The 14,354-nt window shown below is 36.1% G+C and carries 9 protein-coding genes and 1 tRNA gene; 4 read left to right on the top strand and 6 right to left on the bottom strand.

Annotation, left to right across the window (positions count from 1 at the left end; all coding sequences use genetic code 11):
• Positions 1-20 precede the first annotated feature (20 nt).
• A complete protein-coding gene (locus GV828_RS00320) occupies positions 21-749 on the top strand; it encodes a murein L,D-transpeptidase catalytic domain family protein (protein WP_166535479.1) in 729 nt (242 codons plus the stop codon).
• On the opposite strand, the gene GV828_RS00315 is transcribed toward GV828_RS00320, so the two are convergent.
• Complete coding sequence (locus GV828_RS00315; protein WP_166535478.1) at positions 726-2,312, bottom strand: L,D-transpeptidase family protein; 1,587 nt, start codon at positions 2,310-2,312, stop codon at positions 726-728. The genes GV828_RS00320 and GV828_RS00315 overlap by 24 nt on opposite strands.
• Positions 2,313-2,564: 252 nt before the next feature.
• On the opposite strand from GV828_RS00315, the gene GV828_RS00310 reads away from it, so the two are divergent.
• Both GV828_RS00310 and GV828_RS00305 read left to right on the top strand, forming a co-directional pair.
• A tRNA-Gly gene (locus GV828_RS00310) sits at positions 2,565-2,637 on the top strand.
• A gap of 54 nt (positions 2,638-2,691) precedes the next feature.
• Complete coding sequence (locus GV828_RS00305) at positions 2,692-3,912, top strand: glycosyltransferase (protein WP_166535477.1); 1,221 nt, start codon at positions 2,692-2,694, stop codon at positions 3,910-3,912.
• 51 nt (positions 3,913-3,963) lie between these two features.
• Here GV828_RS00305 and GV828_RS00300 read toward each other — a convergent pair whose 3' ends face one another.
• The 5 genes from GV828_RS00300 to porU form a co-directional block, all read right to left on the bottom strand.
• Positions 3,964-5,652, bottom strand: coding sequence for a pyruvate dehydrogenase complex dihydrolipoamide acetyltransferase (locus GV828_RS00300; protein WP_166535476.1), 1,689 nt, complete (start codon positions 5,650-5,652; stop codon positions 3,964-3,966).
• A gap of 5 nt (positions 5,653-5,657) precedes the next feature.
• Positions 5,658-6,656, bottom strand: a complete 999-nt coding sequence (gene pdhA / locus GV828_RS00295; RefSeq protein ID WP_166535475.1) for a pyruvate dehydrogenase (acetyl-transferring) E1 component subunit alpha — start codon at positions 6,654-6,656, stop codon at positions 5,658-5,660.
• Between the two features lie 164 nt (positions 6,657-6,820).
• Entirely contained in the window at positions 6,821-7,303 is a 483-nt protein-coding gene (gene cdd / locus GV828_RS00290) for a cytidine deaminase (RefSeq protein ID WP_166535474.1), read from the bottom strand.
• 71 nt (positions 7,304-7,374) lie between these two features.
• On the bottom strand, positions 7,375-8,559 hold the full coding sequence (gene porV, locus GV828_RS00285; RefSeq protein ID WP_166535473.1) for a type IX secretion system outer membrane channel protein PorV: 1,185 nt from the start codon (positions 8,557-8,559) through the stop codon (positions 7,375-7,377).
• A 38-nt stretch (positions 8,560-8,597) separates the two neighbouring features.
• The gene (gene porU / locus GV828_RS00280) at positions 8,598-12,431 is read right to left on the bottom strand and encodes a type IX secretion system sortase PorU (RefSeq protein ID WP_166535472.1); all 3,834 of its coding nucleotides are present in this window, start codon (positions 12,429-12,431) and stop codon (positions 8,598-8,600) included.
• Positions 12,432-12,639: 208 nt separating this feature from the next.
• Here porU and gldJ point away from each other — a divergent pair, with 208 nt between their 5' ends.
• The gene (gene gldJ / locus GV828_RS00275; protein WP_166535471.1) at positions 12,640-14,304 is read left to right on the top strand and encodes a gliding motility lipoprotein GldJ; all 1,665 of its coding nucleotides are present in this window, start codon (positions 12,640-12,642) and stop codon (positions 14,302-14,304) included.
• Positions 14,305-14,354 lie beyond the last annotated feature (50 nt).

Below are 14,354 nucleotides of genomic sequence, written 5' to 3'. Positions count from 1 at the left end.
ATTCTAAAACCCTACTTTTAATGATTTACAAATTTTTACCGGTGTTGATGTTTTTGTTTGGTTCATTTTCTGGAAATGAAAAAACCACCAAAACAAATGAAAAGAAAAATGTAGCCGCTGTTACGGTTGAAAAAAATGTATCTTTTGCAGTAAAAGCAGAGCAAATTTACCACTCCTTACAAGCCAATGATCTCTCGCTTCCAAAATTAGAAAGTTTTTCAAAAGCACTACAAGGCTTTTATAGATTAAAAGAAAAAGGCTTGGTAAAAAAAGACATTCTTACAATTATTGATTTTAGTCTTTCGTCTAACACCAAAAGATTGTGGATTGTAGATTTAAAAACAAACAAGATTTTGTACAATTCCCTAGTCGCTCACGGACGTAATACAGGGGATGAATTTGCAAATAAATTTTCTAATGCTTCTTCATCTTATCAAAGTAGCCTCGGTTTTTATGCCACTGGCGAAGTTTATCAAGGAAAACATGGCATTTCTTTAAAATTAGATGGACTTGAAAAAGGAATCAACGATAATGCTAGAAGTCGTGCCGTTGTAGTTCATGGAGCAGATTATGTGGCAGAATCATTTGTAAAAGCACATGGCAGATTAGGGAGAAGCCTAGGTTGTCCTGCACTTCCAGTAGGAATTACTAAAGAAGTAATTAATGTTATCAAAGACAAATCTTGTCTTTTTATTTACCACCCAACCGCTTCGTACAAAACGAAATTATTGACCGAGTTTACGGTATAATTCCAGATCTAAATTATAAATATCAGGACGGAAATGGAGCGTATTTTCTTCGCTCCAAGCCGTCCAATAAAGCTGGTGAATCAAGATATTATTCTTAATTTTTACATTTTGGGTTTTACCGTTTTGTAACACTTCGGTTATTTTTTCAAAACTCCAATCTTTGTTATTGTCAAGCAAATATTCAGTTAATTCCAGCGGATCTTGAACCCTCACGCAACCCGAACTCAACGAGCGATTTTCCTTGTCAAAATATTCCCGATGATTCGTATCATGCAAATAAACCGAGTAATGATTTGGGAAAATTATTTTTACCATTCCTAAAGAATTAAATGTTCCAGGGCTTTGAACATACCTGTAATTGTTAGCCTTTTCGGGAATCCAGCTCCAAGGGCTTACTGCTTTTCCCGCACTATTGTAGATCTTTATATTTTTCCCCGAAAAATAACTGCGGTTTTTTGTTGCCGCAGGGATGATATCTTCACGCAAAATCGTGGGAGGAACCGTCCAGGTTGGGTTCAAAACCACATAACTCAACTTTGAAGAAAGAATAGGCGTTTTTCTTGCAGCCGTTCCCACAATTACATTATGCGTCCGGATTGTATCATTTTGGTTGATCAAATGAATTTTATATTCCGGAATATTTAAAAGAATATAGTGATCAGAAAATTTTCTCGGAAACCATCTCCAGCGTTCTAAATTGGCGATAATTTGTTCTTTTCTACTTGATTTAGAATAATTTAATTCCTTGATTGTTGCCGGACCTACAATTCCGTCGGGAAACAATCCATGCCTTTTTTGAAATTTTTTTACGGCAAAATCTGTTTCTTCGTCAAATTTTTTGTTGATGGAATCCGTTTTGGGTAAATCTTTCCAGTAAGTTAAACGGTTTTTTAGCTGAAGCACCGCATTCCCAGAATCTTTTAATTTTAAGTTTTTTTCGAAAAAAATACTGTCAAAAGCTACATCAGGAAATTGCTCAATAACTTGCAAAGCATTCTTCAGTTGAAAGTAAACTGGATGTTTGGGTTCTAATTTTACTAATGTTTTAGACAAGCTATCACCAGAAATTGCTGATAAAATTAAGTGATTCACTTCAATTTTATTCTGTTTTAAATCCCAATCTTCATACAAATCATGCGGATTTTTTCTACCGTTTGCCCTATCCAATAATAATTTTTGCAAACCAAAAGTCAGCAATACTTCCAGTTCCTGTTTTTGGGCGGCAGATTTTTTTTGGTTGTGATGTAAATCAACAATTTCGTCAGCGAAATAATCTTTTGGATTCAAACCTTCTAATCTAGAATTTTGGATAGCATATACAACAATCGATTGATTAAGATTAGAGGTCCAAATGTACTTGAAATTATTTTTTTGATAAAAAGCAGCCAAACTATCATTTTGAAATTTTGCCACAAAAGAGGAATCGACTTTTGATTCATACAAAGCAGCTGTATTTTTTATACCTAAAATTTCGGAAATGGCATTAATTTGAGCCCATAATTTAGCGTTAGAACTTAATCCGAAACAAAAAAACAAAACAATCAAAGGTAGTTTTCGCGTCATCTTGGCTAAAAAATAAACTGAAAGATACGTAATTTTGGCGGCAAAGTTATTTTTTGAATGCTTAATTTTTACTTTTTTGGTGAAAAACAAAAAATTTTTTATTCACTTAAAGTTTTGGTAACAAATTCAGTTTGAAAAAATTAGCGTGCGAAAGCTTTGGGTTGCTGAAAGATTCCATTATTTCTTTGAAATTTTTTTCAAAAAAAACTTGCACACGAGAAAAGTTATTGCGTATATTTGCATCGTTGAAAAGCGGAAGTAGCTCAGTTGGTAGAGCTCCAGCCTTCCAAGCTGGTTGTCGCGAGTTCGAGCCTCGTCTTCCGCTCTTAATGAAAACCTCAAGTGAAAACTTGAGGTTTTTTGTTTTTAAAATATTTTTATGAAACAAAAATTGCTCATCATCGGTTCGGTCTTTCCTGAGCCAAATTCTTCGGCTGCCGGAACCCGAATGATGCAGCTTATTAATTTGTTTAACAATAATAATTTTGAAATTATTTTTGCCTCAACCGCTCAAAAAAGTGAATTTTCTGAAAATCTTTCCGAATTAAATGTAAGCGAAAAAAATATTTTGCTCAACGACGATTCTTTTGATGATTTTTTAAAAGATTTACATCCACACATTGTGTTGTTCGACCGATTTGCGGTAGAAGAACAATTTGGATGGCGGGTTTCGAAAAATTGTCCAGAAGCGCTTAAAATTTTGGACACGGAAGATTTGCACTTTTTGCGTCATGCACGACAAAAAATGGTGAAAGCCAATGAAAAATTTTCGATGGAAGTTGTTTTTGATGAGGACATCACAAAACGAGAAATAGCTAGTATTTTTCGTTGTGATTTGACGCTAATCGTATCTAAATTTGAAATGAATTTGCTTCAAAATCATTTTAAAATAGATGATTTTCAATTGTTGTATTTACCGGTTTTTTCAAAAACATCTGAAGTCTATTCCCTGTGTTTCGAAGATAGAAATGGGTTTATGTTCATTGGAAATTTTTTGCATGAACCTAATTACGATGCGGTTCTTGAATTGAAAAAGAATATTTGGCCTATGATTAAAAAGGCACTTCCCGAAGCGAGAATCCACATTTATGGAGCTTATCCGTCGCAAAAGGTTTTTCAGCTTCACAATGCTCAAGAAAATTTTTTAATTGAAGGTAGGGCAGAAGACGTGCAAAATGCAATGAATCAACATCGTGTTTTGTTAGCGCCAATTCGTTTTGGGGCTGGAATTAAAGGAAAATTTATTGATGCAATGCAATTTGGTTTGCCAACCATTACCACTTCAATTGGAGCAGAAGGTATGAATTTTGGCGATTGGAACGGATTTGTGGAAGATGATTTTACAAAATTTGCTGCACAAGCCATTTATTTGTATCAAAATAAAATTACTTGGGACGAAGCGCAATGCAAGGGTTTTTTGTTACTGAAAAATTTTGAAGCTGAGAATTTTGTAGCTTTTTTCTGGCAAAAAATCGAAACTTGGCAATTAAATTTAAGTAAGTATCGAAAGCGAAATTTTATAGGCGAAATGCTTAATTTCCACACCATGAGAAGCACGGAATTTATGTCAAGGTGGATTCAGGAAAAGAATAAAAAATAAAAAATCCCGTCAATGTGTAAGTTTGACGGGATTTTTTTATAAAAATTTAGATTAAGCCAGCATCGTTACTGGATTTTCTAAATATTGTTTCAAGGTTTGTAGGAATTGAGCTCCAGTAGCGCCGTCAACCGTTCTATGATCGCATGCTAAAGTTACTGTCATGGTATTTCCTACTACAATTTGACCGTTCTTCACCACCGGTTTTTCAACAATCGCTCCAACGGAAAGAATTGCAGAATTGGGTTGGTTGATGATTGAAGTAAATTCAGTAATACCAAACATTCCCAAGTTAGAAACCGTGAAAGTGCTTCCTTCCATTTCAGCAGGTTGGATTTTTTTGTTTTTCGCTCTTCCGGCAACATCTTTTACGCTTGCATCAATTTGCGTAAGCGAAAGTTGATCGGCAAATTTTAAAACCGGAACAACCAAGCCATCTTCAACAGCAACAGCAACGCCAATATTTACGTGGTGATTGATTACCGTAACATCGTCTTTCCACTGCGAATTTACTTTTGGATGTTTTTTCAACGCCATTGCACAAGCTTTGATGACCATGTCGTTAAACGAAACTTTGGTATCTGGAAGCGAGTTGATCACATTTCTAGAAGCCATCGCATCGTCCATAGTTACTTCAATTGTGAGGTAATAATGTGGAGCTGTAAATTTAGATTCAGAAAGTCGTTTGGCAATTACTTTACGCATTTGTGAATTTTTCACTTCTTCAGCATGAGTTTCTCCAGCTGGAACAAATGGTTTTACAGCCGCTTTTTCGCCTTCTGCTTTTGCAGGAGCTTCCGTTTTATTAGCTTCAGGCTTGAAGTTTTCGATGTCGCTTTTCACGATTCGTCCGTTTTCACCTGTGCCTTTCACCTGGGAAATATTGATCTTTTTCTCTTCTGCGATTTTTTTCGCTAATGGAGAAATAAAAATTCTTTTACCGTCTGCAACTGTTTCCTCTGTTTTAGAATCTTCTTTTGCCTCTGATTTTTCTTCTGATTTAGTTTCAGCTTTTGGCTCAGATTTTTCTTCTTTTGTTTCCGATTTTTTTTCTGCCGAAGCGCTTCCACCTTTACCATGATGAGCAGCAATTCCGGAAACATCAGTTCCTTCCGGACCGATGATGGCTAAAACGCTGTCAACTGGAGCAGATTCGCCTTCTTTGATACCAATTTCCAATAAAGTTCCAGAATTGAAAGATTCAAATTCCATCGTTGCTTTATCAGTTTCGATTTCGGCTAAAATATCTCCTTCAGAAACTTTATCGCCTACTTTTTTTAACCAAGTCGCCACAGTTCCTTCTGTCATAGTGTCGCTCAAACGTGGCATTGTTACCACTACAACTCCTTTTGGAAGTTCTGCTGAGGACGCTTTTTCTTCTTTTTTATCGTCTGATTTCTCTTCGGATTTCTCTTCAGAATCCTCAGATTTTGGTTCTTGTTTTGGTTCTTCTTTTTTATCAGTAGAAGATTCTTTTCCGCCAATAATATCAGAAATATCTTCGCCTTCCTTACCAATTACAGCTAAAAGTGAATCTACTGGAGCAGATTCTCCTTCTTGAATCCCGATGTGAAGTAGTGTTCCGGCATCAAAAGCTTCAAATTCCATTGTGGCTTTGTCAGTTTCAATTTCGGCAAGAATATCTCCTTCTTTTACTTGATCGCCCACTTTTTTTAACCAAGTTGCTACAGTTCCTTCAGTCATGGTATCGCTCAAGCGAGGCATTGTGATTTTTACAGCCATTTTGATTATAATTTATGTGGTATAAATGGATAATTTTCTTGTTCGTAAACAACGTCGTATAATTGTTGTACCTCTGGAAATGGAGATTCTTCTGCAAATTTTGCACATTCTTCCACCAAATCTTTTACGCGTTCATCAATGGTTTCAATTTCTGCTTCGGTAGCATAGTTTTTTTCTTTGATGATATCTAAAACTTGCGTGATTGGGTCAATTTTTTTGTATTCTTCCACTTCTTCTTTTGAACGATACAATTGAGCGTCAGACATTGAGTGACCTCTATAGCGGTACGTTTTCATTTCAAGGAAAGTTGGTCCGTCACCACGTCTTGCTCTTTCCATTGCTTCATGCATGGCTTCGGCAACTTTTACAGGATTCATTCCGTCAACAGGTCCGCAAGGCATTTCGTATCCTAAACCTAATTTCCAAATATCAGTATGGTTGGCGGTTCTTTCAACCGAAGTTCCCATTGCATAACCATTATTTTCTACGATAAAAACAACTGGGAGTTTCCATAACATCGCCATATTAAACGCTTCGTGTAAAGATCCTTGACGAGCCGCACCATCACCAAAATAGGTTAAGGTAACACCGCCAGTTTCGAAATATTTATCGGCGAAAGCAATTCCGGCACCAACAGGAATTTGAGCACCTACAATTCCGTGACCGCCGTAAAATCCTTTCTCTTTAGAAAAAATATGCATGGAACCACCCATTCCTTTTGACGTTCCGGTAACTTTACCTAACAATTCTGCCATTACAGCTTTTGGATCAACACCCATACCAATTGGTTGAACGTGGTTTCTATAAGCGGTAATCATTTTATCTTTAGATAAGTCCATCGCGTGCAAAGCACCAGCCAATACGGCTTCTTGACCATTATATAAGTGAAGAAAACCTCTTACTTTCTGCTGAATATATAAAGCGGCCAATTTGTCTTCAAATTTTCTCCAAAGGAGCATGTCTTCGTACCACTTCAGGTAAACTTCTTTTGTAATTTCTTTCATTGTTCTTTAAGCTAATCGTTAGGTGAAGGCGTTATTTTTTGGCAAAACATTACTAGATTTTAATTTTTTCAAAAGCTAACACGCATGCGTTCCGAGTTGTCGGAATGCAAAAATAACATATTCCGCTTTAGGAGCGAAACGAATTAATTAATTTTTGGTAAATTTTACAAATAGTCTTTGTCAAATAAAAAAGGCAGTAAATTTTTAAGTGATTCGCTTTTGTAAACTTCGCCTTCTTCGCCCATAAAATAAATTTCGATTGGTTCTTTTTGCTTGAATTCGTATTCCGAAATGGATTGACGGCAAGCGCCACATGGTGGAATAGGTGAAGTTACGGGTTTTTCATCTGAAGTAGCCGAAATCGCAATTTTTAAAATTTTCGAATCGGGATAAATAGCTCCAGCCTGAAAAATGGCAACGCGTTCTGCACAAAGTCCGGAGGGATAAGCAGCACTTTCTTGATTGGAACCTAAAACAATTTTTCCGTTGTCTAACAAAATAGCGGCACCTACTCTAAATTTTGAATAAGGAGCATAGGCTTTTTTTCTAATTTCGATGGCGTCATTCATTAAAGGAACGACATCTTGAGGCAATTCAGTTTTAGAATCGTAAACCAAAAATTTGGTTGTAATGTTGATTTCTTTCATAAAAGTATAGCGGAAAAAAAATCCAAATTACTACTGAAAGCAATTTGGATTTTTTTGTTTTTATAGAAATTTTAATATTCGTCGTATTGATCTCCAAAAGCAAAGCTTAATGAGAAACGCAAAGTGTTTTCTAGTGGATTTCTCACTTTTGAAGCAGAGAACAAATAAGAAACATCAAGTTTTACAATATTATATTTGAAACCAGCTCCTAGAGAGAAAAATTTTCTGGCTCCTTTTTCTTCACTTTCATTAAAATATCCTGCTCTAACAGCAAATGAATCCTGGTACCAATATTCGGCTCCTAAAGCCCAAGTAAATTCTTTTAATTCTTCACTAAATCCATCTGGAGCATCTCCGAAAGATTTGAAAATTCCTTCGGTCCAGCCTATTGAACGGTAATCACGGTTTAATTGTGCTTGATCTTCGCTGTCAATTTCACCATCACCATTTACGTCAGTTAGGGCTGGAGGTGTTGGAACTAACAACTTATTGACTTCAGCCAAAACGGAAACTTTGTTATATTCATCAAAAATGAAATCAAAACCTCCTCCTAATTTTAAATTCGAAGGCAAGAAGTTAGATCCTGCATCTGATTCATCTAAATCGTAATTAATTTTTGGACCTAAGTTTTGAAAGTTAAAACCTGCTTTCCATCTTCCGTTAAAATCGTCATACGCAATTTCTTCAGATTGGTAAAAGCCTGAAATATCAACGGCAAATGAACTTGCTGCAGAAGCATCATTATTTAATTGTGCCAATCTTAGGTTAGAGCGAATGTAACGTCCCGCAACCGACATGGCAAATCTTTCGTCAATTCTCAATGAATAAGAAAGGTCAACGGCAAATTCACTTGGGTTTACTTCCAAGGCTGTTTCTTCAGGGTCGTTTCTAAATTCAATTACCCCTAAACTAAAATAACGCAAACTTCCGGCAAAAGCACTACGTTCGCTTATTCGATTAAAATAAGTTAGTTGGCTTAGAGAGATATCATTTACCAAATCAGGTAAATATGGCGTATAGCTTAACGAAAATCCTTGTTTGTCTAAAGAGAACGCATATTTTGCGGGATTGTGTTGCTGCGAATAAGCATCTGGAGCCGATGAAACTCCAATATCTCCCATACCTGCGGATCTTGCATCTCCCGAAATTAATAAGAAAGGAACACCTGTGGTGATCACTCTGCTGTTTTGGTCAACTTGTGCCTGAACAGCGCTAATTCCGAGGATTGAGAGGATTAATAGTGCGGTTTTTTTCATTCTTGAGTATAAATTAATTCAACAAATATAATATTTTATTAAAGGATTACAAGTTTCTCGATTTTTTCTGTCTTTTTATTCGAGAGGTTTGATTTCACGGTAAGTTTATAAACGTAAACGCCTTTGCCGATCTTATCTCCAAAATCATCCAAGCCATCCCAAGTAATTTCTCTTGACAAAAAGCCTTCAGTATTGACCACTTGATTGATGGTTTTTACAATTTTTCCGGTAATGGTAAATATTTGAACCTGAACATCTAACGGTTCGTACGGTCGATTATGGGTAAACCAAAATTGGGTGTAATTAACAAATGGATTTGGATAATTTAAAACATTTTTTAACGTAACGGTATCATCACCAACGACAATAAATTGTATTTCTGCAATTACAGGATTGTTGTAAACATCCCAAGCTTTAAAAGTGATGGTATGTAATCCTGGAGCAAGATTCCTAAATGGAAATCTTACTTTACCTTTAGTATAATCGTCGAGTTCGGTTTCGTAATAATCATTTAAAATGTATGGGTTGTTTTCGTCACCATCTAAAATCGCAATGATGTCGTGGCCAATTCCACTTGCGGTGTTAATTCCGTTCTCGTCTTCTAAAAAAGCCAGGAAAAAAGGAGATTCGTTAGTAATGCCGCCTGAAATAAAAGTTTCATCGTTCATGTACAATCGTACGGTTGGTCCAATGTTGTCGGCTGTTGCATTGGCGTTGATTCCCCCAATTTTAATTTCGGTGTTGTAACCTGTTTGGTCTTCAAGCGGATTATTTTTTTTGGCGTAAAAACTAACGCGTCCATTCCCAACAGGAATTGTGATATCTCTTGGAACTACGAAAGAAATATCGAATAAACCATTGGCAACCGAGGCGTTTCCTCTGAATATAGTTTCGCCTAAAAGCGTAAAATCCATTGTAATTAATCCATTCGAATCCGTTACGCCATCGTTTCCGAATGTGGTTCTTTCCACGTTTTTATCAAAAATATTAACCGAAAGTTCACCATTGTAACTATTAAGTAAATTAGTACCGTTTTCGTCGCGAACTTCTCCGGAAAGTTTAATTTTGCTTAAAGCGTTTAAAACTATAGTTGAAGAAGCAATTGGTTCGTCATTAATTTTTGTCAATACGATGGTTGGTTTTGGAATTGCCAATTTTATTGCTGGATCCCCAATGTAGGAAACCATCAACACTTGGTTACTGTAATTATTTTTGGCACGACGAAGCGCTTCGGCAATGGAAACGTAAGCGTTTGTTCCAAAACCAAAAAGTTCATCTCGAAATGCAATGTTAATATTTTTTCCGGTATTGACGTCAATTTGTCTCGTTGTGGTTACCAAAGAAATGGCGCCACCAGCAGGATTCCAGTACGTTTCTTCGCCTCCGGTTTGTTTGTACGGATTGTCAAATCTTGTAAATTCGCAAGTGATTGTTACAAAAAGGGGGTATTTATAACGATTATTTAAAGTTGTAGCAGTGCTTCTTTCAAAAATTCTTTCTTTTGCCAAACCATCTTCGCCACCATGGCCAAAATAATTAAACACTAAAGCACCTTGCTCAAATTCCGAAATAATATCCTCTTTGGCTTTTGGATAACGTTGTCCACCTGAAGAAGAACTTTGTACGTACGCGTCCGTATGAATTTTTTTAATGTTGATAAAAGGTTTTTCAGCAGCAACCTGATCACCTAATAAATCTAGGTCACGTTGCAACGAAGCTTCCCAAGCTTCATCAACATCATCGGAAATTAAAACAAAATTATTACGCCACTTTCCGTATGCTTCTTCACTGTGGTATTCAATCACTTTGTTCACCATTTGTTGCGCTTGAACCGAATTACTAACCAACATTCTTCCCACGGCAACTTCCATCGTGTGTGAACTGTTATTCATTTGTCCTTCTTGTGGATCGTACATGGCATAAAAATCATCGGTCATAAATGAACCTCCAAGAGAAAAACTCGAGTAGGTTTCGAATATCGGAACAATATTCGTATTGTTCGGAATTCTGTTTTTATAGTCAAAAGAAGCATCGCCAAAAAGATTGATGTATTTCAATCGATTAGTAGGAGTTGAGGCATTTTGGTAAACATATTTAGCAAAATTTCTAATGGCACCAATGTCTTGTTTTCCTGAAGAAAATTCTTCGTAAATGACATCTGTCGAAACTACTTTTACCCTTAAATTTGAATTTCCACGGTGAAAATCAGCCAATCTTTCGGCTTGTGAAACCAGATTAGGATGTGTGATAATTAAATAATCAACATCCTGAAAAGCATTTTGCGCATTCCGAAAAATCGTGCCTTTTAAATTTTGATTGGCTACTCGAGATTGCGATTCTTTTAATGGTGAAAAATAATCGGTTGGGTCAACAGCAATGTACTTTCGGGTTTCACCCAAATTGGCTTTAAACGAAAATTGGTTGTTGCCAGCATTTTCGGTTTTGGTAACATTATAAATATCGGTAATGTCCCAAATCTGCGAAATGCCGCTGGCGTTAGAAAATTGGTATTCGGCAATTCCGGTCAAAAAAGCGGCATTATTATAAGTAAACGGAAATTGCTTGTTGTGTCCACGAAGCAAACTTTTGGCGGAAATAGAAATATAATCTAAATAGGCGTTTGCGCTTGGAACGCCATTGTTATTGTAAGTAAGGGAAATTGTGGTGTTTTCTGAAATGTTAACATTGTTGTTAATCAAAGTGGATTCATTTGCTAAATTAGAATCAGTTGACGGGCTAAAATTTAAAGTTCCAATCGATTGATTATTGGCGTTTGCTGTCATATTAGTAGTGATAAATCCTGAAGCAGCGGCTTTAATCGTTACCGTAGCAGGAACTGACACATCAATTATAGGAAAATTAAATTCATAATCTTGTTGGTTTTCAATGTTAAACGCTTCTCCAAACCATCTTCTTCCTAATCTTGCGATGTTAATACGGTCTATTTCGTGGTATTGGTAATCGTCGAAATTGTTTAAAACGGTGGTTGGATTTCCAACGATTTCCGGCATGTTTTGAATTCGTTTTCCGGTTCCGCCAACAGTTGTGACATAATAATAGGAGCGATCTGCATATAAATTTTTGTGCGTGAGACTTTCGCTATTGTAAAGATCTGTACCTTCGGCATAAAATAAAATATAATCACTACTGTCGAACGAACCGTCATTTTCTCCGGAAACAAAAATGGCATTTTCTGCTAAATCTTCTGGGTAAGGTGTGGCGTTCAAAAGCGGTAACATTCTACCACCATTGCCATAAATTTTAATATTTTGCGGATTCACGTTATTCAGGTTCATGCCTAAACTTTGCAAAAAACTTCTCGAAATTTTATAAACGCCTGATTTTTCAACATAAAATCGAAACCATTCGCCTGAAGCTAAAACAGAATTGTAAACGGCATTGGTGGCAAAAGTGGTTTGCATGCTTTTATTTTGCGTAAGCGAAAAGGAATAAGAAAATGAAATCATGCGTTTGAAACTACTTCCTACCTTAATAATTGGAGAAAGTTTTAAAACTGCTTTTGGGGATTCGCTATTGATGACATTTTCAATTTTTGCCGAAAAATTTTCAGGAATATTTTTTAAATTCAAATCACCTAAAGTGGCAATACTTACATCTTGATAGCTGACATTGGTAATTTGAAGTGAATTTTCATCTACAAAACCATCGGTATTGATTTTGGAAACGTACCAAATGGCATTTTTGTCGTAGTCGAAAAGATAATTATTTGAATTAAAAACGGGAACATTAAGCTTAAATGCTTCGGAGGAAAGTCCTTGATTGTCCACCCATTTCAACTGAACATTCGTCAGCGATTGCGAAAATGAATGCTGAAACAAAATCAGAAAAAGTATAGAAAGAAAGTTTTTCATCACAATGAATAACGCAAAGCGTGTATATTTATTACGAAATTCAAAAATAATTCTTTAACTTAAAATTAGGAACAATAAAGTCAATAAATTTGCGTTATCACTTTATCCTGTTAACAAAAAATTAGTTTTTAATTAAATTATAATTTTGTATTGCAATTTAATGGTTAATTATTATATTGCGCCACGAAATTTATTACCTACTGAAAGTATGAAAGTAAACAAAATTATGACTTTTAAGCTAGTGCTTGGTTTGGCATTAGTTGCTGGTTTCTCAAGTTGTAGCAAGAGTTCCAGTTCAAAAAACACCTCCTCTGCCACGGGTTGGAAAATTAATGACAAGAAGGGTGGTTTTCAGTACAATTCTAAGTTCAAAAAGCAAGAAACTGCTCCAGGGCTTGTTTTGGTTGAAGGAGGAACGTTTACAATGGGTAAAGTTCAGGATGATGTGATGCACGATTGGAACAATACGCCAAATCAGCAACACGTTCAATCCTTTTATATGGACGAAACTGAAGTTACCAATTTAATGTACATGGAATATTTGGATTGGACTAAAAGAGTTTTTGATCCAAATGACGAAAATTACGCTAACATTTACGAAGGTGCTTTGCCAGATACATTAGTTTGGAGAGATCGTTTAGGTTATAACGAAACCATGACTAACAACTATCTTCGTCATCCTGCTTATGCTAATTATCCTGTAGTTGGGGTAAACTGGATTCAAGCAGTTGAGTTTAGCAAATGGAGAACTGACCGTGTAAACGAAAATGTTTTAGAACGCGAAGGTTATTTAAAGCGTGATGCTAAAATTACTGAAGCAAAAGGTGAAAATACTTTCAGCACAGAAACTTATATCAATGCTCCAACCAAAACTTACGGAGGTAACGAAGAAATTGTTCTAAAAGGCAAAAGAGGAAGAGCTTCTAAAGACAGCACCAACCTTTATGCTCAAAGAACTTCCGGAATTATTTTGCCAGAATACAGACTTCCAACTGAAGCAGAATGGGAATATGCAGCAGCAGCCGATATCGGAAACCGTGAATACAACCTTTATAGAGGTCAAAAAAAATATCCTTGGAAAGGAAATTACACACGTTCTGGAAAAAGAAAAATGCGTGGAGACCAATTGGCTAACTTCAAGCAAGGAAAAGGAGATTACGGCGGAATCGCAGGTTGGTCTGATGATGGAGCTGACATTACCCAATACGTAAAATATTATCCACCAAATGATTTTGGATTGTATGATATGGCAGGAAACGTGGCAGAATGGGTTGCCGATGTTTATCGTCCGATTGTTGATGATGAAGCAAACGACTTCAACTACTACAGAGGTAACGTTTATATGAAAAATAAAATTGGTGAAGACGGAAAAGTGGAAATCGTAACAACTGAAAACATTGCTTACGATACTTTATCTAACGGTAGAATTATCGCAAGAAATTTCCCTGGGCAAATTGCTCAAGTGCCAATTGACGAAAGAGAAACCTACCTACGTCAAAACTTTGACAAGTCTGACAACCGTAACTACAGAGATGGTGATAAACAATCCACTCGTTATTACGATTTTGGAAGCGCTGAAGAAGGAGAGAAATTAGCAGACGACAAACGTATGTACGATTCTCCAAAACATAATGTTTCTACAGATAGTTTAGGAAACATGGTAAGAAGATTTGATAAATCTTCAAAAAGAACAACTTTAATTGACGATAACGTTCGTGTTTACAAAGGTGGTTCTTGGAGAGATAGAGCGTACTGGTTAGATCCTGCACAAAGAAGATACTTCCCGCAAGATATGGCTACAGACTACATTGGATTTAGATGTGCAATGTCGAGAGTAGGTCCAAAATCTGACAAGAAAAAAGCAAGAAATTAATTTCTGAATATTTTTTACAAAAGCCCTTTCATTTTTGAAAGGGCTTTTGT

The organism is Flavobacterium ichthyis, assembly GCF_009915155.1.
In the GTDB taxonomy this organism is placed as follows: Bacteria; Bacteroidota; Bacteroidia; order Flavobacteriales; family Flavobacteriaceae; genus Flavobacterium; species Flavobacterium ichthyis.
The sequence above is the reverse complement of the archived record's forward strand: the minus strand, read 5'-3'. Positions and strand labels throughout refer to the sequence as shown.